Genomic DNA, 24762 nt, shown 5'->3' on the forward strand with positions numbered 1-24762 from the left:
ATCGCAAATGGCAGCAGCCGACGCAACCCCCAGACAGGCGCGTGCCCAACGCAAGCGTAACCTCGTGGTGTCAAAATGCTTCTAAGAGAGAAGGAACCGAGACTGGCGCCAGACTGCCACCTTGTTTACCACCATTTCGCAGCGCGAAACTTCACGAAATCTACGCTAGATGGGTAAGCGAGAGTGATCCTCGAGCGAATATCATGGTAGCAAGCTGTGCAGGCACCAGCCTCCAAGCGCGGTTGACCCCCTTCAACAATCCCTATAATCTACGAGATGGGAAGGGTTTGCGCGCACGATTCAGTTGCGGCGGTGTCTACAAATCAGGTCTTGTTTCGCCTCAGCTAGTGCTTTTTTTCATCCCCACCCCAGGTGATATTCTGCGATGGAGATTTTGGAACAGATTTGGGAAAAGATCAGCCTCTTTTTCGGCGGTCTTCTTAGCGGCTTCGAACGGTTGATCACGTCGACCTTCGGATCTTCTAACGCCCGATATATCAAGAAGATACAGGGGCTCGTTGATGCCATCAACGAACTGGAACCCAAGTACGAAGCCCTCTCGGAAGAAGAGCTTCGTGACCAGACCCGTCTCTTCAAGCAACGTCTCGCTTCGGGCGAAACGCTCGACGACATCCTTGTCGAAGCGTTCGCTGTCTGCCGAGAAGCAGGCAAACGCTTCCTCGGGATGCGGCATTACGACGTGCAGCTCATTGGTGGTATCGTTCTGCACCGCGGCAACGTGGCAGAAATGGTCACCGGTGAAGGTAAGACGCTTGTCGCTACACTTCCGGCGTACCTGAACGCTCTGGAAGGTAAAGGCGTCTTCGTCGTGACGGTGAACGATTATCTCGCTCGCCGCGATATGGAATGGATGGCACCGCTTTATCGCGGCATGGGCCTGACCGTGAACGCCATCCAGAACGACATGTCGGTTCGCGACCGCCAGCAAGCCTATAACTGCGATATCACCTACGGTACGAACAACGAATTTGGCTTCGATTATCTCCGCGATAACATGCGGGGCGCCGCGCGCGGGGACGATCGCTTCCCGAAAGAATACCAACAGTCGCAAGGCCGTTTGCATTACGCCATCATCGACGAAGTCGACAATATTCTGATCGACGAAGCCCGAACTCCGCTCATCATCAGCGGTCCGGCTAACGTCAGCAAAGACAAATATGGCGACGCGGATCGCATCGCTCGGACGTTGAAGAAAGACCTGCACTTCGTCGTCAACGAGAAAGACCGCACCACCAACCTGACCGAAGATGGTGTTCGCGAAGCAGAACGCCTGGCCGGGGTCGAGAGCTTCTACACTTCGGGCAACATGGAGTGGCCGCACCTGATCGACAACTCCCTGCGAGCCCATTACCTGTACAACCTCGACGTCGACTACGTGGTCGAAGATGGCAAGATCGTCATCATCGACGTTCACACGGGTCGTAAGATGGAAGGCCGTCAGTGGAGTGACGGTATGCACCAGGCCGTCGAAGCCAAAGAAGGCGTGAAGATCAAAGAGGAGACGCAGACCCTCGCGACGATCACCCTGCAGAACTTCTTCAAGCTGTTCGACAAGCTCTCGGGTATGACCGGTACCGCTTTGACCGAAGCGGGCGAGCTCTGGAAGATCTATAAGCTGGACGTGATCGCCATTCCGACCAATCGGCACATGCAGCGCATCACGTACACCGACGTCATCTTCATGACCGAGCAAGAGAAGTACGAAGCCGTTGCCGACGAGATTGAACGCACCAACAAGTGGGACGTCGTCATGTTCAAGAACGGCGACGAACTGTGGGGCGATATCCTGGAAGAAGCCGACGCTTCGATTAAAATTCACCCGAAGGGTCAGAAGCAGCCGACCTCGGTCGATCGCAGCAAGATCAAAGCAATCCAATACAAAGGCCGCCCTGTCCTGGTCGGTACTGTCAGCATCGAAAAGAGCGAACGTCTTTCGCGACTGCTCGACAAACGCGGTATCAAGCACGACCTGCTCAATGCCAAGCAGCACAAGCGCGAAGCCGACATCGTTGCCCAGGCCGGTCGAATCGGCGCCGTCACCATCGCCACCAACATGGCAGGTCGTGGTACCGACATTATCCTGGGTGGTAACCCGGAAACGATGGCATGGGCTCAGCTTCAGCATAAATACCCAACCCGTCTGGAAGTCCCGCAAGAAGAATGGGACACGCTGGTCAGCGAGATCGAACAGCGCGAACAGATGAAGACCATGGGTAAGAAGGTCAAGGAACTGGGCGGCTTGCATGTGCTCGGTACCGAACGACACGAATCACGTCGTATCGACCTTCAGCTTCGCGGTCGTTGTGGTCGTCAGGGTGACCCAGGTAGCTCGCGGTTCTTCCTCTCGCTGGAAGACGATCTGATGCGAATCTACTTTGGCGACTGGGCGAAGAACTTCATCCAACGCATGCCGGCCGCCATGCGGCCGCAGCCGGGCGACGCGATCGAAAGCAAAATGATCATGCGTCGCATCGAGGGTGCCCAGAAGAAGCGCGAAGAACAAAACTTCGAAGCTCGTAAGAACCTGCTCGAATACGACGAGGTGATGGACGAGCAACGCAAGCGTGTTTACACCTTCCGCCAGTTGATCCTGGAAGGTGGCGACAGCCGTGACCTGATCATGGACATGGTTGGCGAACAGGTCGAATACCACGTTCGCATGTTCATGGAAAAAGACTTCGGCGTCGAAACGTTCGCAAAGTGGGCCGGTAGCGAACTGGCTTGCGAACTGCAGACCCGCGACCTGCGTGGCCTCGACTTCCCCGCTGCCGAATCGTATGCCAAGGACGTTGCCCAGCGTGCCGCCGAATCGAACATCATGGCTTCGATCGACGAGAACCTGCCCGACAGTGAAGACGAGTCGGAATGGAACTGGGGCGCGATGGCTCGCTTCGCCAATGGTATGTGGAAGCTGAACCTCAACGATCGCGATCTGAAGAAGATCGGCCGTGGTCAGGTCGACGAGTTCCTCGTTGCCAAAGCCCACGAAGCGATCGACAAGATTGACCTGAGCGATGGCGAGAAGTTCCTGGATAAGGACTTCGGCCTGAACACGCTGAATCACTGGTGCCACTACAAGTTCGGTTTCAACATCGACATCGAACAACTTCGCGACAAGGCAACCCCAGCCGTTGTCCAGCAGGTCCAGCAGAAGGCGATCGAAGTCTACGACCACAAAGAAGCGGTCTATCCGGTTCTGACTGGCCTGTACAAGTTCAGCGACAAGAGCGGCGGCCATGCTCGCCTCGATCGCGAAGGCCTGCTCAACTGGGCCGGCAGTCGCTTCGAGACCCCACTCGACACCGAGGAATTCAAGAGCAAGCAGCGAGAAGAAATTCAGCAGCTCCTCATCCCGCTCAGCGAGAAGCACAAGAACGTCGCTCGCGAGAAGATGCGTGTTGTCGAAGATAAAGTGGAACAGCTTTACCAGGACCACCAGGAAGACCAGACCTTGTCGGTCATCAGCGGTGGCAACGGCAAGCTCGGGTCGCTGAAGGCTTGGATCCAGACCAACATCTCGGCCGACATTCCGGAAGAAGAACTGGAACAGCTCGACAAAGAACAACTCGAAGCACGCCTGCTGCGAGAAGTTTACGAGCGTTACCGTCCAGAAATGACCCGCATGGAACGGAGCGTCCTGCTCGAACTGATCGACACCGCCTGGAAGGATCACCTGCTGGCGATGGACCATCTTCGTTCGGCCGTCAGCTTCGTCGGTTATGCCCAGGTCGACTCGAAGGTTGAATTCAAACGCGAAGGTATGCGTTTGTTCGAGCAGATGTGGCGCAGCGTGGGCGAACGTGTTACCGACCTGGTCTTCAAGGTTGAAAACTTGAATGAAGAGTTTGTCAGCTCGACCTGGAAGGAATCGGAAGCACGTCACGACTCGGTAGCTGGCTTGGGAGATATGGCTCGCGAACAAGAGCAGGCCATCTCGAACACGCAAGGCGAAGTCGAAGTGACCGCTCCGATTCGAAACGTCGGCGAAAAGATCCGCCGTAACGATCCATGTCCATGTGGCAGCGGCAAGAAGTACAAGGCCTGCTGTATGAAGCAGGACTCGGCAACGTAAGCCCAGCAGGGCAACTTTCCTCGTCCCAACCGCGGGACGAGGTTCCATGCGAAGTGTGGCAATTTCGGGACGGATCCCATGCTCACCTGGCTACTGAATCTGACTTACCTCTGCCTGATTGCCGCCCTTTCTCCGTATTTGCTGTGGGCTGCATTCACCAAGGGTAAGTACCGTGAAGGCTTCACTCAGAAGTTCCTGGGACGCGTTCCGTCGCGTCATGAAGACTCGCCGCAGCACCTCTGGCTGCACGCCGTCAGCGTAGGCGAAGTCAACTTGCTGGCTCCCTTGATCGCGGAGCTTCAGAAGCAACATGCCGACACCACGTTTCATATCACCACGACCACCAAGGCTGGCTTTGACCTGGCCCTGACCAAGTACGCCGACCACACGGTCAGCTATGCTCCGCTCGATTTCTCATGGGCGGTAGACCAAGCCTATCGTCGCATTCAACCCGACGCGGTTCTGTTGGTCGAACTCGAGATGTGGCCGAACCTGATTCGTTTCGCCAACCGTCACGGCGCCAAGATCGCCGTCGTGAATGGTCGCCTTAGCGAAAAGAGCCATCGTGGCTATCGAAAGCTTTCGTGGCTCGTCCGACCACTCTTGAAACGACTCGACTGGATCGGTGCCCAGGATCAATCGTATGCCCTGCGGTTCTGCGAACTGGGAGCCGACGTCGATCGCGTCCAGGTCACAGGATCGATCAAATTCGATGGCATCACGCCCGACCGCAACAATCCTCAGACCAATCAGTTTCGGGAACTGGCCGGCCTTCGCCCTGGCGACCTCGTCTGGCTGGCCGGCAGCACGCAGAATGGCGAAGAGCCAACAATCCTTCAGGCCTATCAATCAGCTCGGCAGCAGCTCCCTAACCTGAAGCTGCTTTTGGTTCCGCGGCACCCCCATCGCTTCGATGAAGTTGCTCAGCTCTTGGAAGTGAGCCGCGAGACCTTCGCCCGCCGCAGTCAACTTTCTGTTCCCGCGTCGCACGAAACTTCGATCCTGTTGGTCGATAGCGTGGGGGAACTTTCGGCCTGGTGGGGTCTGGCCGACATTGCGTTCGTCGGTGGTAGTTTAGGCAATCGAGGCGGTCAGAACATGATCGAACCGGCAGCCTACGGAGCGGCCGTCGCGGTTGGCCCCAACACCTGGAACTTCAAAGATGTCGTCGAGCGGCTTCGGTCTGCGGAAGCGTTGACCGTGGTCGAAGACGCACAGTCTTTGGCGTCGTTTGTCGTAAAGGCTGCGACAGACGAAGGTTGGCGTCACAATCAAGGGGCTCGGGCCCGCGATGTGGTCCTCGCGCAACAAGGCGCAACCGAGAGAACTGTGCAAGGCCTGATGCCTTTGCTCGAGCGTCCAACGATCGTCAAATTTCGCACGGCAGCCTAGTCGCTGGCCTCGCCAGAACGACTGTAACCACACCTCCCAGCGGGAACTGGTCTCACCCACGGGAAATTGCTTTCCAGTAAGCACGTTTCAGCGGATTTACCCGGTTGTTCGCTATCTTCTCTTGTCCCTATAATGCCCTATTCGCCAATGGTCTGAGACGAAGTGTTGGCGTATCCATTCCTCCCCGCGCAGCAGCGCTGCCCTGTATCTCAGGAGAATTTATCGGTGGCTTCCGGAAAGTATTTGTTCACTAGCGAATCGGTCAGCATGGGTCACCCAGACAAGATGGCCGATCAGATTTCGGACGGCATCTTGGACGCTTTGCTCGCTCAAGACCCTTACAGCCGCGTGGCCTGCGAAACGATGGTCACCACCGGTGTGGCAATTGTTGCTGGTGAAATCACCACCCAGGCTCGTATCGACTATCAGGACGTCATCCGCCAGGTCATTCGTGACATCGGTTACACCAGCGACGACATGGGCTTCAATGCTGATACGTGTGCCGTCATGGTGACCCTGGACCGTCAAAGCCCAGACATCGCTCAAGGCGTGAACGATGACTCGGCCAAGGGGAAGGAAATTGGCGCTGGCGACCAGGGCCTGATGTTTGGCTACGCTTGTAACCACACCCCGGAACTGATGCCGCTGCCGGTCGCTCTGTCGCACCGCATCCTCAATCGCCTGACCGAAGCTCGCCAGAACGGTGAAGTCAACTGGCTTCGTCCGGACAGCAAGAGCCAAGTCACCGTCGAATTCGATGGCGATCGCCCAATCGGTATTCACACCGTCGTTGTTTCGACTCAGCACTCGGCCGAGGTCGACAACGCCACGATCCGCGATTTCGTCATCGAGAAGGTCGTTAAGCCTTGCTTGCCAGAAGAATTTCTGGACGACGACATCGTCTATCACATCAACCCAACCGGCAAGTTCGTCGTTGGTGGCCCCATGGGCGACTGCGGCCTGACTGGTCGTAAGATCATCGTCGACACCTACGGCGGCTGGGGCCGTCACGGTGGTGGTGCTTTCAGTGGCAAGGACTCGACCAAGGTCGACCGTAGTGCCGCTTACATGGGCCGCTACGTTGCCAAAAACATCGTCGCTGCCGGCTTGGCCGAACGCTGCGAAGTTCAGTTGGCTTACGCCATCGGCGTGACCGATCCGGTCAGCGTCCATATCGACACCTTCGGTACCGGTAAGGTCGACGACGAAAAGATCGCCGAAATCGTCAAGGAAACCTTCCCACTCAGCCCTGGCGGCATCATCGAATACCTCGACCTGCGTCGACCAATCTTCCGCGCTACCGCGGCAGGTGGTCACTTCGGTCGCGATGAATTCCCATGGGAAGCAACCGACAAGGCGGAAGAGCTGGCAAAGCTGGCTGGCGTCACCGTTTCGGCTTAGTACTTTCCGTAGCCGATTCCGCATTGCGAGAATTTTGGGTTCCTGTCACACTTCGCGACAGGAACCCTTTTTTTGCGCATTGCAGCAGGAAATTTTCGGCATGGAACGCCACAACACCCCCGTTTCGCCCGAGCTTCGTGGGATTTGCCTTTCGCTGGCAGTCGGTGGTACCGCCTTGCTAGCCACCGTTTCGCTGGTCGCTTGTGGCATTCGTTTGTCGACCGAAGGACTGGGCTTTCTATCGAGCGGCCCTGCCCTGGCAATTACCTTGCTGACCGCAGCGTGGTGTGCTTCGATCCGCGCCGCCTGGCTGGTCGCGGCCCCGAAAGACCTGGGCGACAAGTTCCATGCCCTGATCGGAGTCGCTCCGTTTTGCTGTGCGATCTTGTTGGCTCGCTCGGTGACTTTCCAACCAATCACGGCTTACGCCACCTTCCTGCTTTGGTTTGCCGCACTCGCCCAAGAGGGCATCACGTTATCGCTGTTTGTTTCGACGCTCTATGGCGACAAGATCTCGCCTTGGCTCCAAGCAGCAACCGAGAAGCTGCAAACGAAAACAGAAACCGTCGCGGAAGAAGCTCCGGCAGCGACCGAACCTGCCATGGAACCAACGCCAGAACCGGCCGCACCTGTCCTGCACGTTGCTTCGCTGGAAGCGGAAGAGCCCGTCGAAGAAGCTTTGGAAGAAGAATCGCTCGACCTGCCACTCAACGTCACCCAACAATTGACGCGTGGAGTCGAGTTCGGCCAGGAACAGATCCATGGCCTTGTTCGGGCAACCTTCACACCTGGGCAACGCCATGCCTATTTGCATGTCGGCTTCTGCCCTCCTCTGCCGGCAGTGCCTCATGTCGAACTGCATCAACTGGAAGGGCCTGAGGTTCAGATCAAGCCGGGTCAGGTTCTTTCCAACGGCGTTCGCTTCGACTTGAAGCTACGCGACGCCTCGACCGTCGAAGCCCTTCCCGTTTTCGAATTCATGGCCTTCTGCCCGATCGATACGGAAAAGAAGATGCGTGAAGCCTGCTAGGCTCGCGGCAGTTTCCTATCGCGGTTGATTCTGCAGCATCGCTTTGCGCCGCAGATCCTTTTGCTCGAGATGAATCGCAGCGAACACCAGCATTCCCAGCACTGCCGGAACGAGCAGTGCCGGATTGCTGACATAGCACGCGAAGCCAAACGCCGCGACGCCCTGAGCCAGCCCCAGAATGCGTCCCCAAAAGGGATAGGCAGCTCCCGGCTCTCGCAGGCCAATGCCTACCAGCAGCATCAGAAATCCACAGACGCATAACGCGACATAGGTTCCCTGAACGGTGGCGGCCCGAGTCGGATCAATCGGCCGGTACGAGACCGCAATGATCTGACGAACCACCGAGATCATCAGCACCGATGCGATGATCTGAAACATTCCGATCGCATAGCAGATGATGGTCCCAAGAAAGATGTGCCCTTCCGGAAAGGTCGCCGCCGTTCTCTTGCGCGTCGGTGCAGGTCGAACTCGGATCTGCAGATTCAGCGGTTTAGGGTCATCGACCAGCACGGCCGGAACAAGTTCGGATTCGTGAATCGATTCCGCATCGTCATTCATGAACCATCTCCCTTCCCGCAGCCGACCGGCATCAGCAAGGCTCGTCGTTATCGAAACATGCGAGCGTTATCCGAGTTCAACAAAACGATCAGCGTGAAGATCGCATAGCCGCCATACACGAGACAGATCGGGCTCATCCCGACCAGGCTCACGACTCCAAAGAAAGCAGCGATCACGGCCAGAACGATCGATAAGATGCGTCCCCATTCGCGGCGACACTGCACACCGTAGCCCGCCAAGATCACCGGCAAGCCGAGCAGCGCCGTGACGACGCCAAAGGCGATCACGAAGACGGTGATTAACCCCATCGCCGCTTTGCCTTCGGCATTGAAGTTGGGGTCTTCGTTGGCGACGGCAATCATCATTTGCGAAAAGCCGGCCCCGAAGATAATTGTGCACGCACCACACGCGAGCTGAAGTCCACCGAAAACATAGTTGATAATGGCGACCGCCAGAATTAAACCAGAGTTTCCTTCGCCCGGCGGGCGATGCATTTGCTGGGATGCCGTGGGCGACTTGAACGGATCGTCATTGACCTGAGACACGATCGAATTCCTGCGAATGAGTGAGGAGGTAGCCAGGCACGAGGTGGCCGCGATTCTATCATGTCGTTCGTCTACCATCCATTTATCTTGATTTCAGATGTCATTTCACGAATTTTCCACGAAGAATATCACGATGTCGGCCACTTGAGGAAGTTTCGGCGCGTGATGTGCCCTGCGTCCCTTGTAAGTCTTTGCACGTTTCCAATAATGACGTGCAGCCCTAAACCATGTCTCGCGGACATGCGATAGAAGCCCAACGAATCTCGGAGAGCAACATGGCGTCGCAACAGGAACTGATTGATCAACTCAACGCCGCTGGCCAAACTGAAATGGCACAGTATCTGGCAGTATGTGATGAAGGGACCGCGGCGAAGCTGGCTTCCCAGCTTCAGCAAGTCGACCTTCAAGAGCTGCCGGAACTTACCAGTGGTGGCGACAACGCCGAATCGCCGCGCGACTATACCAAGCTTCATCCCCCGAAAGCCGTTCGCCTGAAGGACCAGAACAGTGCCAAACTGGCCGAGGCCCGGGAAGTGGGCGAGAAACTTCTCAGCGAAGGCAAAGTCGCAGCCCTGCTGGTCGCCGGCGGCCAAGGCTCGCGACTCGGTTTCGAGCACCCGAAGGGGATGTTCCCGATTGGTCCCGTTTCCGGCAAAACGCTGTTCCAGATACACCTGGAAAAGATCGTCGCCCGCAGCCGCCGTTATGGCAAACCGATTCCGCTGTACCTGATGACCAGCCCGGCAACGCATGAAGAAACGATCGAGTTTCTCGAGCAACACGACCGCTTCGGCCTGCCCAAGGAAGACCTGCACATCTTCTGCCAGGGAACGATGCCGGCGATCGACTTGGAAACCAAACAGCTTCTGCTGGCTGAGCCAGACGCCTTGGCCCTCAGCCCGGATGGGCACGGCGGCATGCTCGACGCTTTGGTTAAAAGCGGCTGCCTGTCCGACATGAAACAGCGCGGCATCGAACAGATCTATTACTTCCAGGTCGATAATCCCCTGGCCGACGTGGGCGAACCAGAATTCCTCGGTCTGCATCACCTGGCCGAGAGCGAAATGTCGACGCAGGTTGTCTCGAAGAAGCTGCCGGAAGAAAAGCTCGGCATCCTGGCTGAACTCGATGGTCAACTGCAACTGGTCGAGTACAGCGAACTCCCCGCCGAGCAAGCAGCGGAAACGATCGAAGATGGTACGCTGAAGCATTGGGCCGGCAACATTGCCGTGCATGGCGTGAAGACATCGTTCCTGGAACGGATGTCAACCCTCGCCGGTAGCTTGCCGTGGCATAAGGCGATCAAGAAGGTCCCGTTCGTCAGCCCGGCCGGCGACGTCGTTTCGCCAACGGAACCGAACGCGATCAAGTTCGAGCGATTCATCTTCGACCTGCTTCCGCAAGCCAACGCACCCATGGTCGTCGAAGTCGATCCGGCTCAAAGGTTTGCCCCGGTGAAGAATGCCGATGGTGCCCCTTCCGACACACCGCAGGCCGCCAAAGAAGCTTTGTGTGCTGTTTATCGCGGATGGCTGACCGAATGCGGAGTCGATTGCCCAGCCAACCGCCAGGTCGAAATCAGCCCGCTGGCCGCATTGGATGCGGGCCAATTGAAAGCGAAACTAGCCGCCCAGCCAGAGTTGGCACAAGCGAATCTCATCGAAGCGTAAGGAACGCATCATGCTGCACGCAATTGTGATGGCCGGAGGATCCGGCACGCGATTCTGGCCTGCCAGTCGCAACGCTCAACCGAAACAGCTTCTCCGCATGACCGGAGAAGCGTCGATGATCCAGGCCACCTGTTCGCGCATGGGTGACCTGGTCAGTCCCGAGCGGCTTTATATTTTCACGGCTCAGCATCTGGTCGAACCGATCGCGGAACAGTTGCCGCAGATCCCTCCCAATTCGATCGTGGGTGAACCTTACAAACGCGACACCGCGCCCTGCATTGGCCTTGCCGCGCTGCTGGTTCTAAAGAATGACCCCGACGCGACGATGGTCGTGATGCCGTCCGATCACGTCATCTCGCCCGAATCGGTCTACCGCGAATCGATTCAGGCCGCCGCCAACCTGGTGGAAGCCGATCCTGAAACGATCGTCACCTTCGGCATCACGCCAACCTACGCGGCGGAAACGTTCGGCTACATCGAACGAGGCAAGCCGCTGGATGCCACCGGCATCAAGGCGTTTGAGGTTGCTCGCTTCCGCGAAAAGCCGAAGGGGGAAGTCGCTCAGGAATACTTCGACTCGGGCAACTTCTACTGGAACGCCGGTATCTTCATCTGGAAAGCCAAGACGGTTCTCGATGCCCTCAAAAAGCACGAACCAGAAATGCTTGATCACTTGCAGAAGATTGCCGATGCCTGGGGCACACCGCAGCAAGCGGAAGTGTTCGATCAGGAATTCGAGGCGATCCAAGGCAAGTCGATCGACTACGCCGTGATGGAACATCACGAGAAGATCGTCGTTGTCGAAGCCCCCTTCAACTGGGACGACGTTGGCAACTGGCAGAGCATGGCTCGCCTGCACGGGCAAGACGAAGCAGGCAACACGCACCTCGGCGAAGTCCTGGCGATCGACTCGAATGGCTGCATTGTCCGGGGTGAAGATGGCCACTTGATCGTGACGCTGGGTACCGACGAGTTGATCATTGTCCATACCCCGGACGCAACCTTGGTTGCCGACAAGTCGCGGGAAGAAGACATCCGCGAAGTCGTCAAGAAGCTTCAGTCTGGGGAACTGCGGCGTTACCTGTAACGTCGATCACGCATGAGCAACCAGCTTCCCTCGATTCCAGACAAAGGACGCATCGCCGCGGTCGACTACGGCACGGTTCGGATTGGTATTGCCATCACCGATCCGGAACGCGTCTTGTCGAGTCCGCTGGAAAACTACAACCGCCGCAGTCCTTCTAAAGACGCTCAGTACTTCAAGGAACTTGCCGAGCTCGAACGGGTCGTCATGTTCGTTGTCGGCTTGCCGGTGCACATGAGCGGCGACGAAAGCCAGAAGTCGTTCGAGGCTCGCCAGTTTGGCAAGTGGCTCTTCGAGACGACCGGCGTGCCGGTGACCTTTTACGACGAACGCTTCACCACGAGCATGGCCAAAGACTTGCTCCAGGGAGCAGGTCTGACGAAGAAACGTCGCAAGGCTCGGCTCGACATGCTCTCGGCCCAGATTCTTCTCACCGCATTCCTGGAAAACCCCGAGCGAGCCCTCGGCAGCGTCTCAGGCCTGGAAGATTAATCGAATCCATGAGCATTGGCGAATTTCTACTGGTGATCGTGGCGATGCTCTCGCCATTTCTGCTAATCGGGATTCCGATTTGGGTGCTGTGGGTCGGCATCGATAACATCGGCCTGGGCACTTTGCGAAAGTGCTTCCAGAAAATCGATCTGCACGAAACGCCTCAGCCGGGCGACGTGACCTTTACCTACCACACCTATCGCGGCATTCTGGTCTGGTCGATTCAGGAAGAACACACCATCTGGGCCGAGCCCGCCGAAGCCCGCAAACTGCTCGGACGTCTGCTCCGCTTCAACCTGACGATGGGCATGCTCGGGGCCGGCATGGTTTTTATTCCGCTGCTGGCGATCGGCAACTACCTTGCCCAACGAAGATCAATCTCGAAGCAAGTGAGAGCCCTCGATCGCTCTGAGAGTTCTTAGGGAGTAGCGATTACTTCGCTGGCGACAATGCCGCGACCGGATAGCTTGTCATCACGCCGACCGGTAAGTGAACCTCGTTCCCTTTTCGCACTGCCTCGGCCTCGATGCGTTCAATTGCCCGATCGAACTGCTTCAGGTCGGATGCCATGAGAATCGCTCCGCCAGGCTGCACGAGGATCAAGTAGCCCGCGCCGCTGGGGTTCGGTTTCCAGAACGTGACCCACATACAGCAAACAGGATTGCTTTTGCATTCGTATTGCGTTGCCAGCGGCGTACCGAGCGCCTTCTGCAAGCGAACGAAACGCCCTTCCAAGTTAGGCTCTTGTTTCTGATCGGTCGCGATGCCGTATGACCAGCGGTAGAGCGACTCATCCGCCAGGCAGCTTGCTGACAAAAGCAAAACGAGAACCGGCGCTAAGCAGTTGCGATGCATGAGAAGACTCCTGTGGCTAAGGTGGGGAGTCCTCTTATTGTCCAGCGAAGAACCGCTAGAAGCAACGCATTTGACCGGAGCGAGTGTTACGCTTCCCCTTCGGTCGGCACGAAGTCTTTTCCGCTTCGCGAGGCGAGGATCACCAGTAGCAAGCCGAGCCCCATGATCGCTGCCGAGAAAGCAAACGGGGCCAGGATGTTGAGCTTCAGCAGCGGAATGCCCAGTGCTGATCCAACGATGCGAGCCAACGAATTCACGCTTTGCCCCAGGCCAAGGATGCCACCTTGCTTGCCTGGATCGCTCCGGCGCGAGATGAACGAGTTGATCGACGGCATCATGAAACCGAAACCAGCCACCACCACCGCCAAGGCCCCTAGCAGCATGCCGACCGACTGGTCCTGCGTTGCTTTCAAGATCAGCAGCATGCCGACGATCATCAGCACACAGCCAAACGACGCGAGAACGCCTTCGCTGATTCGACCAGCCACGCGGCGAACGATACCACCTTGAACCAAGGCCAGCGTGAAGCCGATATAGGCATAGGTCAAACAGACCTGGCCAAACGTAAACTGAAACGGCTGCGATTCGCGTTCGCGGCCTTTGAGCAGCATCGAAAGTGTTGTTTCGAAGTTAGCGAACGAGAACACCACCACAAACAACGCGACCAGCAGCAGCATGATCGATGGGACCGACAAGGCATCCCGTAAACCAGTCACCGACAGGTTCTGCTTGACCGCCGAAGGACTGTGCGACGAGCGGCTTTCTGGCAGCTTGAAATAGGCCAGCATCAACGCGACGAACGACAAGCCGGCAGCGGCATATCCGGGCCAAGGACCTGGGTTACCGCTTCCGCTAGGCACAGCCAGGTAACCAAAGAGCGGCCCAAAGGTGAACCCCAGCCCGAAAGCCATCCCGATCAAAGCCATCCCCTTGGGACGCTCTTCCAGGGTGGTCGTGTCGGCAATGTAGGCCTGGGCGGTCGAGATGGTCGCCCCCGCAATCCCGGCACCGATTCGCGAGATGAACAAGACCGTCAGCGACTGCATGACCGTTCCGATACCGAACAGCGTATAAAAAACGACGCTCCCAAGCAGACCGATCATCAGCACCGGGCGGCGACCAATGCGATCAGAGAGCCTTCCCCAGAGGGGAGCGAAGATGAACTGCATGGCCGAGAAGCTGGCCATCAGCATCCCGATAATCCATCCAGCCTCGTCGACGACAAACTGGTCGGCGTAAATTGGCAACAACGGAAGAACCATGCCGAAGCCCAACAAGTCGATAAAGACTGTCAGGAACACAATTCCACGGGCCGCCTTGTTGGCAGGCGAGCTTTGAGTCGTGGCATCGGAAGACGACATGCAGTTCTCCGGTAGGGCGAAAGCTGGGGGACGGAAACTTCCTATTTTAGCCCGAATTCCCGTTACCGTGTTAGGCGGGTATAGTCCCTGGAAATGCCCGGGTGGTTTCAGCCAGAGAGACGCTCTAAGATTCAACTATGCAAAAGAATACCCCCCAACAACGCGAATCCTTTCGCTGCGATAGTCCAGAGAATCTTGCTGAGTTTCAGTTGGCCAGACTGAACGAAATGCTCGCCGCGATTCTGCCTCATAATGCGTTTTACGCCGAGAAATTCGCCGATGTGAAGCTGCCGCTCACCTCGCTCGACCAGCTTGCCAACCTCCCGTTCACGTTCAAAGACGAACTGATCGGCAGCCACGAAAATGGCGACCTGGCGAACAACCGAACCTACGGCATCGAACAATATGTCCGGTTCCATCGCACCAGCGGCACGCGGGGGCGTCCGATGGTGGTTCTCGATACCGAGGAGGACTGGCAATGGTGGCTCGATGCGTGGCAGTACGTACTCGATGCGGCGGAGATCAATAGCTCGGACCGCTGCTTCTTCGCGTTCAGCTTCGGACCATTCATCGGCTTCTGGAGCGCCTTCGACGCGGTCACCAAACGGGGCTGCCTGGCGATCCCAAGCGGCGGTCTCAGCACAATCAGTCGGCTGGAGTTAATCCAGCACAACCAGGCAACCGTGGTCTTCTGCACGCCAACCTATGCCTTGCATATGGCGGAAGTTGCTCAGCAAAACCATATCAACCTGGCCGACCTGGGCGTGCGTCGTTTGGTGCTGGCCGGCGAACCAGGGGGCTCGATTCCAGAGATCCGCGAGTGCATTGAAACGGCCTGGAACGCCAAAGTGATCGACCATAGCGGGGCGACCGAAGTTGGCGCGTGGGGCTTTTCAAATGCCGATCAAACCGGCGTCTGCATTAACGAAGCCTTCTTCCTGCCCGAGTTCATCTCGCTGGATACCGGTACTGCGGCCGGCGAAGGGGAACTATCGGAGTTGATCCTAACGACGCTGGGTCGTTACGGCTCGCCCGTGATTCGGTACCGCACCGGCGACCTGGTTCGTCCAAGCTGGAACAACGCCGGCCCCTGCAACTTCGTGCTGTTGGAAGGTGGCGTGCTGGGTCGTACCGACGACATGCTCATCATTCGAGGCGTGAACGTTTTCCCCACGTCGATCGAACAGATCCTCCGCAGTTTCCCGGAAGTGGTCGAGTATCGTTTGACCGCCGTGAAACGAGGAGCGATGGATGCCATTTCGGTTGAGGTCGAAGACCGCAAGCAAGAGCCGGAACGGATCGCCCAGGAACTTCACTTGCGGCTTGGCCTGAAGGTCGAAGTAACACTGGTCGAATCGGGAAGTTTGCCTCGCTTTGAAGGCAAAGGCCGACGTTTTATCGATTCGCGAAAGGGCTAAAACAATGAGCGCACAACCCACTGCCTTGGCCCTGCTACCGGATGGCCGTCTGAAGATCGACTGGAGCGACGACACGAAGCGAGTTTATCGCCCGCGTGACCTGCGTGACTCGAGCCCCGATGCGCTCACACGTGAAAAGCATTCCGCCCAGTCCAGCAAGCCAACCAACGAACTGACGGTGCTCAGCGCGGAAGAGTTAGCACCGCTATCGATCAAAGGGATGAATCCGGTTGGGCATTATGCCTACCAGATCGTCTTCAGCGACGGGCACGACTCGGGCATTTTTACGTTCGAGTATCTTTACCAGCTTGGCGAGCCTTACGCCGAGTAGCCGCGAGCCTTGCGGCCAGCTTTAGAAGTCGGGATCGAAGTTCAGATCCAAGTTGAAGTCGTGCTGGAACGAGTCGACGAAGTTGCCATGCACGTAAACCTGCATGCAAACCGACAGCAGCATGAACGCCCCGACGACCAGCAGAAAGATCCCATAAGGATTGATGGTCTGCCGTGCGTGTTGACGGGCAGCCTGAACAAGCGAGAGCTCTAGCTGACGCCAACCGCCCAAGTCTTGGCGAGGCCCGACCGATTTGATCAGGACGTTACGCGTGCCGTAGTCCTCTTCCATGATCAGATGCAACTGCAAGCTCGGCAGGAACAAGGTCTCACCGGCCCAGCGAGCCGTCGGATCGAGCCCGTCAGCCACTTCCCGCAGTAACGGTCGCATGTTCTTGATCGTCGTGTTGTAAACGACGATCCGTGGTCGCCGAATCAGATTGAAGAACGTGACCATCAGGAAATAAAGGAAGAGCATCATCGGCCAGGCGTACGCGCCGTAGTAGCTGGCTGACCAACTGGGCATCATCAATGCCAAGGGACCGATCATTGCCAGACCACTCAGACCAATCGCTAAAGCCAGCGTATCCCGGCCGCCGGAAGTGATGAATGGGCCGCGACGTAGGTTGATGAATCCGATTAACGCGAGATATGCCGCCAACGGGCAGATAGCGATTGCCAATCGAACCGGGTCACTCGTTAAATCGCCAGCCATGCTCGGTCCTCAAAGAGTCGTTACGTGCGGACTCATTTTAGGTTGGGCAGGCGCGTGAGGTCAATTGACCGGAGCGAGGCCCTCTCGCCAGATCGAGGGGGAGAGGACCATCGCAAATTGCCCCAAGATTTTTTTTAGGCAACCAGTTCGACGTTGTTGATGCCGTGCTCTTTGCACAAACGATAGACATCCGCGAGATGATCAAAGCGGCACGCCGCTCCGGCGAAGATACGAACATGCGTGTCGGTGCACAGCGTGCCACAGCACAGCTTGTTGAGCAGATCCTGCAGGATGATGCTCTTCCCGCCAACAAACGTTTTCCCCGTTGGGGACAACACCACATCCAAGCGTTCCGCCAAGGATGTACCTGCTAAATGAAAATGTCGAGGTGCGATCATCGTCTTCGTTCGCCAGTCCTCAAAGGGTCAAGATGCCAATGTCCGTATGACCCAAAGCTTGCCTGAGAAGTTCACGCAGAGATCCGCGTGGCCGTCTTCTTAACTTCGGGCTCAGCGACTAGTGCATTTATTGTGCCAAATGCCTATCGCCGACTGATGACATAACCTTCAACGACTACCGGACGAACTCCTTGTTCCTTGGAATTATGTTTGTGAAACGCCCCGTCCGAGGTAAACCCTGCGAACAGCGAGCGAACCGCCTCACCTGCCATCCTGGCGAGCAGCATCGTTGCCCCGATGACTACCATCAGTAAAGTCGCCGCAACCGCCATAAACATAGCTATAGCGGCAGCAACAAGCCAAATCACGGTCTCTACGACGTTAGGCTGTCGGTAGTTCATGGTTGTAGATTTCTTTCTTGAATCCCATATCAGCGATACATGAAGTTCTGATGCTACTTCGGGTGAATCGTTTCGTTCTTGGGGTGAAAGTCAATCCAGACCATCGGGCGGCAAGATGCAGAGCATCGATAAGTGCCTTATGCCCAACTGTTTGGGCTCGAACTACTTGTGGGACTTTCTTAGTAGTGTCACAATGCCAGTCGTTGCCAACGCCCAGCAATATAACACCGCACCACCCACCTGGGTTTCAGGAAAAGCAAAAATTGCACATTTCCTGAAAAACATGAAGGTAATTTGCGGCACCCTTAAAGGCCGAGTGGCGGAACTGGCAGACGCACAGGACTTAAAATCCTGCGAGGGGTAACCCTCGTGCGGGTTCGATCCCCGCCTCGGCCACTGATCTCGAATCGATTTCGAGTTATTTGAAATTGCCTTGATGGCGGTTCAAACGACAGCTGAAAATTCTGGATGACCCTCCCCTGCCAGGACTGCAATTGGCAGTCCGGAGATCTAAATAGTTGCCCGCCTGGTCAACAGATGACCACCCGCAGGCAGATGGGCTAACGAACCACCCTGCCGCACCGCCCCACCGATCTGGTGGAATAAGGAAGCTTGCCTTGGCCGCGACCGTTTCTCCGGAGCCTTGGTTCCCTGCTGATCAGCCGATTCGGATTGGTGCGTTGATCTTCCCCGACATGGACCAAATGGATCTGACCGGGCCGTATTCTGTGCTCTGCCGGCTGACATCGCTTCCGGTTCAACTTTTTTGGAAAACCAAGGAATCGATCCGCGATCAGTCGGGGCTGCGACTATCGCCAGATGCCAGTTTGGCAGAGGCGGAACCGCTCGACCTCCTTCTTGTGCCTGGCGGCTATGGTCAACAGGCATTGATGAATGACGATGCGGTGCTGGAGTTTGTTGCCCGGCAATCGGTCGCGGCACGGCTGACCTTTTCGGTCTGCACTGGCTCTTTGATCTGCGGAGCAGCGGGTTTGCTCCAAGGGAAGAAGGCGACGACGCACTGGACCGCCCTCCATTTGCTGAAGTACTTCGGCGCGATACCGACCAACGAACGGGTCGTCGTCGACGGCGATCTCGTCACCGCAGCGGGGCTGACCTCTGGAATCGATGGGGCCCTCCGCGTGGCTGCGATGTTGCGAGGGGAAGAAGTGGCTCGTCAGATTCAACTGGCGATTCAATATGCTCCGGAGCCCCCTTTCTCGTCCGGTTCTCCGGAAGTCGCATCGCCTGAAACGCTGGCCCATGTTCGCGAACAAACCAGCGGAATCACTTCGCAGCGGCTGGCAACCGCGATTGAGGTCGCTCGGCGACTTGGGATTGACGTAAGCGACACCGCTTAGCAAGGCACAACTTCCGAACTGGTCGACGGTTGCGGCGGTTTTTCGCCAGGGCATGGTGAACTAGAATGCAGCCTCGCAACCATACTCCCCTGCTCCGTTGAATCGCCCACGACCATGCCGACTGCCGAATCCCTCCGTGATCTTCGCTTCGAGAATTTAAGCCAGGCAGTCGCCGAGACCGAGTCGCTGCTGGAAACTGGTTACGAGCGCCGAGGCAAATGGACGCTCGGTCAGGCCTGTCGGCATCTGCGGGTGGTTCAAGACTGTAGCATTGATGGCTATCCGTGGTATTTCGGGCTGTTCGCCTTTATGCGGCCATTTGTGCGGCCCTTCCTTCTGCCGCGGATCATGGCGGGTAACTCGCCGATTGGTGTGCCGACCACATCCATCTTCGTTCCTGGGGAGGATGCTGACGATGCGACCGAAGCCTCTTTATATAAAGAGAGCGTCGCGCGATTGGAGAATCACACCGCTCCTTTCCATCCACATCCTGGGTTCGGACGTTTAAACCATGCCGACATGCTGCGGGTTTATACCACCCACGCGGCCCATCACCTGCGTTTTCTGGAACCACGGACCTGAACGAAGGACGTCCCAAGCGATGCGGTCTCCCGAAGAAGCCCTCCGCCAGATCGAGCTGCGGCAGCAAGAGATTGAGGCGGAACTGGCCCGCGTCCGAGCCGGTTTCTCTCCAGATGCTCCGGCAGAGCTGAAAGAAGCGGAATTGCTGGAAGAATGGGATCAGCTTGCCCGACGGGCCGAGTCGATCTCTCGTCAGAAGAGCGAAGGGTGATGGTTACCTCTTCGAGCCTGATTCCGGTTGTCCCATGGTAACAATTTCAACTGTTACCTTAATAAACTAGGTAAGCTCGCCCCTTCTCACTCGCGCCTGATCGTATACAATCCAAGCTATCAAATTAGTTCCTTCGCTTATTGGCATCTTAGCTCGACTGAGCCCCGCACCTTCGCGGAGCCTACGTCACCCCCACTGGCTTGTTCCGAAATCGGGACTCGACCAGAACGCTTTCTTTGCGCGGTGACAGGCATAGACGAGAAACGAGACGTTCGACGGATGACGACCGAAACACTTAAGAAAACACCACTATACGACTGGCACGCTGCGAACGGGGGACGAATGGTCGACTTTACCGGCTGGTCGATGCCGGTTCAGTACACTTCGATCATTAACGAGCACAACGCCACCCGAAACGCAGTCGGCTTGTTCGACGTTTCTCACATGGCCCGTTTTCGCTTTGACGGTGCCAACGCCCTCGCCTTCATTGATGGTCTGGTGACTCGCAAAGTCGCCGACCTGAAGCCAGGCCGCATTCGCTATGGCCTTGTCTGCAAAGAAGACGGCGGCATTCTCGACGACATTCTTACCTATCACCTTCAAGACAGCGAAGGCAAATCGTATGTCTGGATGGTGGTCAACGCCGGCAATCGCGAGAAGATCGCAGCCTGGATTCAAGAGCGTCTGCCAGCCGATGTTACCTTCACCGATTACACCGAGCAAACGGCGATGATCGCCGTGCAAGGTCCCAAGGCGATGGCGATCGCTCAGGAATACATCGAAGGGGATATCAGCGACCTGAAGTATTACCAGGGACGCGAAGCGAACATCCTCAGCCACCCAGGTCTCGTGAGCCGCACCGGTTACACCGGCGAAGATGGGGTCGAGCTCACGGTTCCGGCCGAGAACGCCATCAAGACCTGGGAAGCCCTGCATGTCGCCGCCGCGGAAGTGGGTGGCCATGCGGTTGGCTTGGGTGCCCGCGACACGCTGCGTCTGGAAGCGGCGATGCCGCTTTACGGTCACGAGCTATCTGAAGAAATCACGCCGCTGCAAGCCGGCCTTGGTTTTGCCCTTTCGTGGGATCACGAATTCATCGGCAAGACCGCTCTGGAAGCGATCGATCAAAACACGTTGCCAGTCCGAGTCGGTCTGGAGATGCAAGATCGCCGCGTTCCTCGCGAACACTATCCACTGTATTCCGGCGATCAGCAGATCGGCGAAGTCACCAGTGGTTCGCAATCGCCAACGTTGAGTTCGCCGATTGCCATGGGATATGTCGCTCCGCAGTTCGCCGCGGAAGGCACGCTGGTCGATGTCGACGTGCGTGGTAAACGACATGCCGCAAAAGTGGTTCCTCTTCCCTTCTACAAACGGAAGTAGTCGAGTCCACTGGCTCGATTCCCTCCGTTTCCTTCATCGCATTTTATTCGCAGGTTAGTTAGGAGTTTCCCGATCATGTCCACGGACAATTTGCTTTTCGCCAAGACGCACGAATGGGTCAAAGTGGAAGAATCGGACGGCGCGAAGATTGCCACGGTTGGTATCAGTGCTCATGCGATTGAAGCCCTGAACGACCTGGTCTATCTGGAATTGCCAGAAGTCGGCAAAGAAGTCACCGCCGGCGAATCGTTCGGTGAAATCGAATCGGTGAAGGCGGTTAGCGATATCTACGCTCCGGTTAGCGGTGAAGTGGTGGAAGCCAATACCGCTTTGCCGGACAACCTGGATTCGCTGCACCAAGACGCTTACGACAATGGTTGGATCGCCAAGATCAAGATCAGCGACGATTCGGCCCTGGCCAGCCTGATGGATAAGGCCGGCTACGAAAAGATGTGTGCCGAAGAAGGCTAAGCAGGCTGTTGGTTTCCCTCGCAAGTTCCCGGGCCTCGACGCTCGGGAACGGAACGCCTCTTTTAATTCTGGAACAGATTGGATGACCTATCTCTACAACACGCCGGACGACCAGGCAGCCATGCTGAAGTCGATCGGGGTCGAATCGATCGAAGAGCTGTTCGCTACCATTCCTAGCGACCTTCGTCTGAAACGCGACCTGGACTTGCCGCCGATGATGGGCGAGTTGGAACTGACGCAGCATATTTCGGCCTTGGCCGCCAAGAACGCTTCGCCAGCGACACATGCCTGCTTCCTGGGTGGCGGTAGCTACGATCACTTCGTTCCGGCTGTCGTCGATGCGTTGGCATCGCGTGGCGAGTTCTACACTTCGTACACGCCTTACCAGCCGGAAGTTTCCCAAGGCAATCTGCAGGCCATGTTTGAATATCAAACATTGATCTGCGATCTGACCGGAATGGATCTTTCCAACGCCAGTCTCTATGACGGCGGTTCCGCGTTGGCCGAAGCGGTCATCATGGCGTTGAACACCGGCAAGCGTGGCGAGAAGGTCGTCGTGCTGGGAACCGTTCATCCAGAATACCGTCAGATTCTGCAAACCTATTTCACGCACCTCGGTATTGAAATCATCGAGATCCCGTGCGTGGATGGTGTCGCCGATCTGGCCAAGGTTGAAGAGACCGTCAACTCAGATACCAACTGCGTCGTCGTTCAATCGCCGAACTTCTTTGGTGGTATCGAAGACGTCGCCGCGATCGCCGAGATCGCCCACAAGAACGACGCCGTCGTGATCCAAAGCTTCGACCCCATCAGCCTCGGCCTGCTGAAGCGTCCTGGCGACTTGGGTGCCGACATCGCCGTTGCCGAGGGACACTCGCTCGGTTCGCCGATGCAGTATGGTGGTCCTTACCTCGGTATCATGGCTTGCAACGAACAGTTCGTTCGCCGCCTGCCAGGCCGTATCGTGGGTCAGACAGAAGACCGTCGCGGCAAACGCTGCTGGGTCCTCACGCTGCAAACTCGCGAACAGCATATCCGTCGCGAAAAGGCGACCAGCAATATCTGCACCAACCAAGGTCTGTTTGCCCTGCGAGCCTCGATCTACATGGCACTGCTCGGCCCAGGTGGCATGAAGCAAGCCGCGACGCTCTGCACGCAGAAAGCTCATTACGCTCAAACCAAGCTGAGCGAAGTCGAACGACTGGAGCCCGTGTTCAGCAGCAACCCGTTCTTCAAAGAATTCGTGCTTCGCGATACGCAAGGCAACGTCGAAGGACTGCTGGCCGAAGCTCGCGAAGCAGGCTTCCTCGGCGGGATTCCACTGGGACAGTTCTTCCCTGAAATGGATGACTGCTTCCTGGTGTGTGTCACCGAAAAACGCACCAAGTCGGAAATCGACGCTCTGGCCCGAACTTTCTCCCTCATTCATTCCGGGGGTTCCACGATCCATGCGTAACCAACAAGCTACTCAACTGCTTTCCGAACTTTCGCGTCCTGGTCGTACGGCGGTTAGCTGGCCGGCCTGCGATGTACCAGAGCAGCCTCTGGAAGACCTGATTCCCTCGAACTTCCTGGCCAGCGAAGCCCTGAAGTTGCCGGAACTGACCGAAGGGGAAGTCGTTCGTCACTACACGAACCTGTCGACCAAGAACATGTCGGTCGACACGCATTACTATCCGCTCGGTTCGTGCACGATGAAGTACAACCCGAAGCGCAACGAGCGTCTGGCTTCGATGCCAGGCATCGTCGACTTGCATCCGTACCAAGATGAATCGACGCTGCAGGGCATGCTGCAATTGCTGTTCGAGCTGCAAGGGATCTTCTCGGAGATCTCGGGCCTGCCCGCTTGCTCACTGCAACCAGCCGCCGGCGCCCATGGCGAACTCGCGGCCTTGATGGTGGCTGCCAAGTACTTCAAGAGCATCGGCGAAGACCGCAAGGTTGTGCTGGCTCCGGACAGTTCGCACGGCACCAACCCGGCCAGCGCTCAAATGGCTGGCTTCAAAGCGGTCAGCATCAAAAGCGATCCGAATGGTGGCGTCGATATGGAAGACTTCCGCAAGAAGTTGACCGACGACATCGCCGTGCTGATGATCACCAACCCGAGCACGCTCGGCTTGTTTGAAAAGAACATTCGAGAGATCGCCGACGCGGTTCACGAAAAGGGTGGCCTCATCTACTTGGATGGTGCCAACATGAATGCCATTCTCGGCATCGCTCGTCCAGGCGACTTCGGTGCCGACATGATGCATTACAACCCCCACAAGACCTTCAGCGGTCCGCATGGCGGTGGTGGTCCTGGCGCCGGTCCGATCTGTGTGACCGAAGCTCTGGAACCATTCCTACCATCGCCAGTGGTGACCAAGAACGGCGACACCTACAAGCTCGAGTTCGATCGTCCTCAATCGATCGGCCGCGTGCGTAGCTTCTTCGGAAACGTCGGCGTGCTGGTGCGTGCTTACTGCTACATCCTTTCGCACGGCCCAGTCGGTCTGCGTCAGGTTTCCGAAAACGCCGTGCTCAACGCCAACTATCTGCTGAGCAAGGTGAAGCACTTCCTGCCGGTGCCACGTGGCGAACGCTGCATGCACGAGTTCGTCGCTTCCGCTTCCAAGCTGAAGCAGGAACGAGGCATCACGGCCATGGACATCGGTAAGCGGCTGCTGGACTACGGCTTCCATGCCCCGACGGTCTACTTCCCGTTGACCATTCCAGAAGCGATCATGGTGGAACCGACGGAAACCGAGAGCAAGGAAACACTCGACGCCTTTGTCGAGACCCTGTTCAAGATTACCGAAGAAGATGCGGCGCTGTTGCACGACGCACCGCACACCACGCCGATCAGCCGGCCCAACGAAGTCCAAGCTGCCCGCAGCCCATGTCTTCGAGCCGACTTCTGCAGCACCTAATTTCGGCAAACGCCCGAATTCAAACTTTGCCATGCCCACCTTTGCGTGGGCATGTTGCATGTACGGACCTGACGATCGATGAACGAGATGCGCTTAATCCTG

General features: G+C 57.0%; 24 protein-coding genes and 1 tRNA gene. 18 read left to right on the forward strand and 7 right to left on the reverse strand.

The window, feature by feature from the left end:
- The first annotated feature begins 385 nt into the window (after positions 1-385).
- The 4 genes from secA to ABD890_RS07050 all read left to right on the forward strand — a co-directional run bounded on the left by secA (position 386) and on the right by ABD890_RS07050 (position 7916).
- Complete coding sequence (gene secA, locus ABD890_RS07035; protein WP_345087269.1) at positions 386-4093, forward strand: preprotein translocase subunit SecA; 3708 nt, start codon at positions 386-388, stop codon at positions 4091-4093.
- Between the two features lie 78 nt (positions 4094-4171).
- Positions 4172-5485, forward strand: coding sequence for a 3-deoxy-D-manno-octulosonic acid transferase (locus ABD890_RS07040; RefSeq protein ID WP_345087271.1), 1314 nt, complete (start codon positions 4172-4174; stop codon positions 5483-5485).
- 225 nt (positions 5486-5710) lie between these two features.
- Positions 5711-6886: a methionine adenosyltransferase gene (gene metK / locus ABD890_RS07045; RefSeq protein WP_345087273.1), complete on the forward strand. Its 1176-nt coding sequence runs from the start codon at positions 5711-5713 to the stop codon at positions 6884-6886.
- Between the two features lie 100 nt (positions 6887-6986).
- The gene (locus ABD890_RS07050; RefSeq protein ID WP_345087275.1) at positions 6987-7916 is read left to right on the forward strand and encodes a hypothetical protein; all 930 of its coding nucleotides are present in this window, start codon (positions 6987-6989) and stop codon (positions 7914-7916) included.
- 15 nt (positions 7917-7931) lie between these two features.
- Here the strand turns inward: ABD890_RS07050 and ABD890_RS07055 are convergent, their stop codons facing one another.
- On the reverse strand, positions 7932-8474 hold the full coding sequence (locus tag ABD890_RS07055) for a hypothetical protein (RefSeq protein ID WP_345087277.1): 543 nt from the start codon (positions 8472-8474) through the stop codon (positions 7932-7934).
- A gap of 47 nt (positions 8475-8521) precedes the next feature.
- Positions 8522-9019: a hypothetical protein gene (locus tag ABD890_RS07060; RefSeq protein WP_345087279.1), complete on the reverse strand. Its 498-nt coding sequence runs from the start codon at positions 9017-9019 to the stop codon at positions 8522-8524.
- A 275-nt stretch (positions 9020-9294) separates the two neighbouring features.
- Between ABD890_RS07060 and ABD890_RS07065 the strand changes: the two genes are divergently transcribed.
- The 4 genes from ABD890_RS07065 to ABD890_RS07080 are packed head-to-tail and all read left to right on the forward strand — an operon-like array spanning position 9295 to position 12687.
- Positions 9295-10689 carry a UTP--glucose-1-phosphate uridylyltransferase gene (locus tag ABD890_RS07065; protein ID WP_345087281.1) on the forward strand — a complete coding sequence of 465 codons (1395 nt, stop codon included), beginning with the start codon at positions 9295-9297 and terminating at the stop codon, positions 10687-10689.
- A gap of 10 nt (positions 10690-10699) precedes the next feature.
- Positions 10700-11776, forward strand: a complete 1077-nt coding sequence (locus tag ABD890_RS07070) for a mannose-1-phosphate guanylyltransferase (protein WP_345087283.1) — start codon at positions 10700-10702, stop codon at positions 11774-11776.
- A gap of 12 nt (positions 11777-11788) precedes the next feature.
- Positions 11789-12265 carry a Holliday junction resolvase RuvX gene (gene ruvX / locus ABD890_RS07075; RefSeq protein WP_345087285.1) on the forward strand — a complete coding sequence of 159 codons (477 nt, stop codon included), beginning with the start codon at positions 11789-11791 and terminating at the stop codon, positions 12263-12265.
- Between the two features lie 8 nt (positions 12266-12273).
- A complete protein-coding gene (locus ABD890_RS07080) occupies positions 12274-12687 on the forward strand; it encodes a hypothetical protein (RefSeq protein WP_345087288.1) in 414 nt (137 codons plus the stop codon).
- A gap of 10 nt (positions 12688-12697) precedes the next feature.
- Here ABD890_RS07080 and ABD890_RS07085 read toward each other — a convergent pair whose 3' ends face one another.
- Together ABD890_RS07085 and ABD890_RS07090 are read right to left on the reverse strand one after the other, a co-directional pair.
- On the reverse strand, positions 12698-13120 hold the full coding sequence (locus ABD890_RS07085; protein ID WP_345087290.1) for a hypothetical protein: 423 nt from the start codon (positions 13118-13120) through the stop codon (positions 12698-12700).
- Positions 13121-13206: 86 nt separating this feature from the next.
- Positions 13207-14481 carry an MFS transporter gene (locus ABD890_RS07090; RefSeq protein ID WP_345087292.1) on the reverse strand — a complete coding sequence of 425 codons (1275 nt, stop codon included), beginning with the start codon at positions 14479-14481 and terminating at the stop codon, positions 13207-13209.
- A 137-nt stretch (positions 14482-14618) separates the two neighbouring features.
- Here ABD890_RS07090 and ABD890_RS07095 point away from each other — a divergent pair, with 137 nt between their 5' ends.
- Positions 14619-15899, forward strand: coding sequence for a phenylacetate--CoA ligase family protein (locus tag ABD890_RS07095; protein ID WP_345087294.1), 1281 nt, complete (start codon positions 14619-14621; stop codon positions 15897-15899).
- Positions 15900-15903: 4 nt separating this feature from the next.
- Complete coding sequence (locus ABD890_RS07100) at positions 15904-16230, forward strand: gamma-butyrobetaine hydroxylase-like domain-containing protein (protein WP_345087296.1); 327 nt, start codon at positions 15904-15906, stop codon at positions 16228-16230.
- A gap of 21 nt (positions 16231-16251) precedes the next feature.
- Here ABD890_RS07100 and ABD890_RS07105 read toward each other — a convergent pair whose 3' ends face one another.
- From ABD890_RS07105 to ABD890_RS07115, 3 genes are all read right to left on the reverse strand, one after another.
- Positions 16252-16944: a hypothetical protein gene (locus ABD890_RS07105; RefSeq protein ID WP_345087298.1), complete on the reverse strand. Its 693-nt coding sequence runs from the start codon at positions 16942-16944 to the stop codon at positions 16252-16254.
- A gap of 134 nt (positions 16945-17078) precedes the next feature.
- Entirely contained in the window at positions 17079-17342 is a 264-nt protein-coding gene (locus tag ABD890_RS07110) for a hypothetical protein (protein ID WP_345087300.1), read from the reverse strand.
- Between the two features lie 143 nt (positions 17343-17485).
- Complete coding sequence (locus ABD890_RS07115) at positions 17486-17743, reverse strand: hypothetical protein (protein ID WP_345087302.1); 258 nt, start codon at positions 17741-17743, stop codon at positions 17486-17488.
- Between the two features lie 310 nt (positions 17744-18053).
- On the opposite strand from ABD890_RS07115, the gene ABD890_RS07120 reads away from it, so the two are divergent.
- From ABD890_RS07120 to gcvPB, 8 genes are all read left to right on the forward strand, one after another.
- Positions 18054-18139 (forward strand) — tRNA-Leu (locus ABD890_RS07120).
- Positions 18140-18360: 221 nt separating this feature from the next.
- Complete coding sequence (locus ABD890_RS07125) at positions 18361-19104, forward strand: DJ-1/PfpI family protein (protein WP_345087303.1); 744 nt, start codon at positions 18361-18363, stop codon at positions 19102-19104.
- A gap of 114 nt (positions 19105-19218) precedes the next feature.
- Complete coding sequence (locus tag ABD890_RS07130; RefSeq protein ID WP_345087305.1) at positions 19219-19686, forward strand: DUF1569 domain-containing protein; 468 nt, start codon at positions 19219-19221, stop codon at positions 19684-19686.
- 19 nt (positions 19687-19705) lie between these two features.
- A complete protein-coding gene (locus tag ABD890_RS07135; RefSeq protein ID WP_345087307.1) occupies positions 19706-19897 on the forward strand; it encodes a hypothetical protein in 192 nt (63 codons plus the stop codon).
- Between the two features lie 279 nt (positions 19898-20176).
- Positions 20177-21280, forward strand: a complete 1104-nt coding sequence (gcvT, locus tag ABD890_RS07140; protein ID WP_345087309.1) for a glycine cleavage system aminomethyltransferase GcvT — start codon at positions 20177-20179, stop codon at positions 21278-21280.
- Positions 21281-21355: 75 nt separating this feature from the next.
- A complete protein-coding gene (gcvH, locus tag ABD890_RS07145) occupies positions 21356-21751 on the forward strand; it encodes a glycine cleavage system protein GcvH (RefSeq protein WP_345087311.1) in 396 nt (131 codons plus the stop codon).
- Between the two features lie 82 nt (positions 21752-21833).
- Positions 21834-23207 carry an aminomethyl-transferring glycine dehydrogenase subunit GcvPA gene (gcvPA, locus tag ABD890_RS07150; RefSeq protein WP_345087314.1) on the forward strand — a complete coding sequence of 458 codons (1374 nt, stop codon included), beginning with the start codon at positions 21834-21836 and terminating at the stop codon, positions 23205-23207.
- Positions 23200-24660 carry an aminomethyl-transferring glycine dehydrogenase subunit GcvPB gene (gcvPB, locus tag ABD890_RS07155; protein WP_345087315.1) on the forward strand — a complete coding sequence of 487 codons (1461 nt, stop codon included), beginning with the start codon at positions 23200-23202 and terminating at the stop codon, positions 24658-24660. Before gcvPA ends, gcvPB begins: the two co-directional genes overlap by 8 nt.
- Positions 24661-24762 lie beyond the last annotated feature (102 nt).

Source organism: Bremerella cremea (assembly GCF_039541315.1).
GTDB classification, from domain to species: Bacteria; Planctomycetota; Planctomycetia; order Pirellulales; family Pirellulaceae; genus Bremerella; species Bremerella cremea.

What these genes read in the sequence shown, in the direction of transcription:
- secA (WP_345087269.1), top strand. Translation starts at nt 386, where the DNA reads ATGGAGATTTTGGAACAGATTTGGGAAAAGATCAGCCTCTTTTTCGGC.
- ABD890_RS07040 (WP_345087271.1), top strand. Translation starts at nt 4,172, where the DNA reads ATGCTCACCTGGCTACTGAATCTGACTTACCTCTGCCTGATTGCCGCC.
- ABD890_RS07050 (WP_345087275.1), top strand. Translation starts at nt 6,987, where the DNA reads ATGGAACGCCACAACACCCCCGTTTCGCCCGAGCTTCGTGGGATTTGC.
- ABD890_RS07055 (WP_345087277.1), bottom strand. Translation starts at nt 8,474, where the DNA reads ATGAATGACGATGCGGAATCGATTCACGAATCCGAACTTGTTCCGGCC.
- ABD890_RS07065 (WP_345087281.1), top strand. Translation starts at nt 9,295, where the DNA reads ATGGCGTCGCAACAGGAACTGATTGATCAACTCAACGCCGCTGGCCAA.
- ABD890_RS07070 (WP_345087283.1), top strand. Translation starts at nt 10,700, where the DNA reads ATGCTGCACGCAATTGTGATGGCCGGAGGATCCGGCACGCGATTCTGG.
- ruvX (WP_345087285.1), top strand. Translation starts at nt 11,789, where the DNA reads ATGAGCAACCAGCTTCCCTCGATTCCAGACAAAGGACGCATCGCCGCG.
- ABD890_RS07080 (WP_345087288.1), top strand. Translation starts at nt 12,274, where the DNA reads ATGAGCATTGGCGAATTTCTACTGGTGATCGTGGCGATGCTCTCGCCA.
- ABD890_RS07085 (WP_345087290.1), bottom strand. Translation starts at nt 13,120, where the DNA reads ATGCATCGCAACTGCTTAGCGCCGGTTCTCGTTTTGCTTTTGTCAGCA.
- ABD890_RS07090 (WP_345087292.1), bottom strand. Translation starts at nt 14,481, where the DNA reads ATGTCGTCTTCCGATGCCACGACTCAAAGCTCGCCTGCCAACAAGGCG.
- ABD890_RS07095 (WP_345087294.1), top strand. Translation starts at nt 14,619, where the DNA reads ATGCAAAAGAATACCCCCCAACAACGCGAATCCTTTCGCTGCGATAGT.
- ABD890_RS07100 (WP_345087296.1), top strand. Translation starts at nt 15,904, where the DNA reads ATGAGCGCACAACCCACTGCCTTGGCCCTGCTACCGGATGGCCGTCTG.
- ABD890_RS07105 (WP_345087298.1), bottom strand. Translation starts at nt 16,944, where the DNA reads ATGGCTGGCGATTTAACGAGTGACCCGGTTCGATTGGCAATCGCTATC.
- ABD890_RS07110 (WP_345087300.1), bottom strand. Translation starts at nt 17,342, where the DNA reads ATGATCGCACCTCGACATTTTCATTTAGCAGGTACATCCTTGGCGGAA.
- ABD890_RS07115 (WP_345087302.1), bottom strand. Translation starts at nt 17,743, where the DNA reads ATGAACTACCGACAGCCTAACGTCGTAGAGACCGTGATTTGGCTTGTT.
- ABD890_RS07130 (WP_345087305.1), top strand. Translation starts at nt 19,219, where the DNA reads ATGCCGACTGCCGAATCCCTCCGTGATCTTCGCTTCGAGAATTTAAGC.
- ABD890_RS07135 (WP_345087307.1), top strand. Translation starts at nt 19,706, where the DNA reads ATGCGGTCTCCCGAAGAAGCCCTCCGCCAGATCGAGCTGCGGCAGCAA.
- gcvT (WP_345087309.1), top strand. Translation starts at nt 20,177, where the DNA reads ATGACGACCGAAACACTTAAGAAAACACCACTATACGACTGGCACGCT.
- gcvH (WP_345087311.1), top strand. Translation starts at nt 21,356, where the DNA reads ATGTCCACGGACAATTTGCTTTTCGCCAAGACGCACGAATGGGTCAAA.
- gcvPA (WP_345087314.1), top strand. Translation starts at nt 21,834, where the DNA reads ATGACCTATCTCTACAACACGCCGGACGACCAGGCAGCCATGCTGAAG.
- gcvPB (WP_345087315.1), top strand. Translation starts at nt 23,200, where the DNA reads ATGCGTAACCAACAAGCTACTCAACTGCTTTCCGAACTTTCGCGTCCT.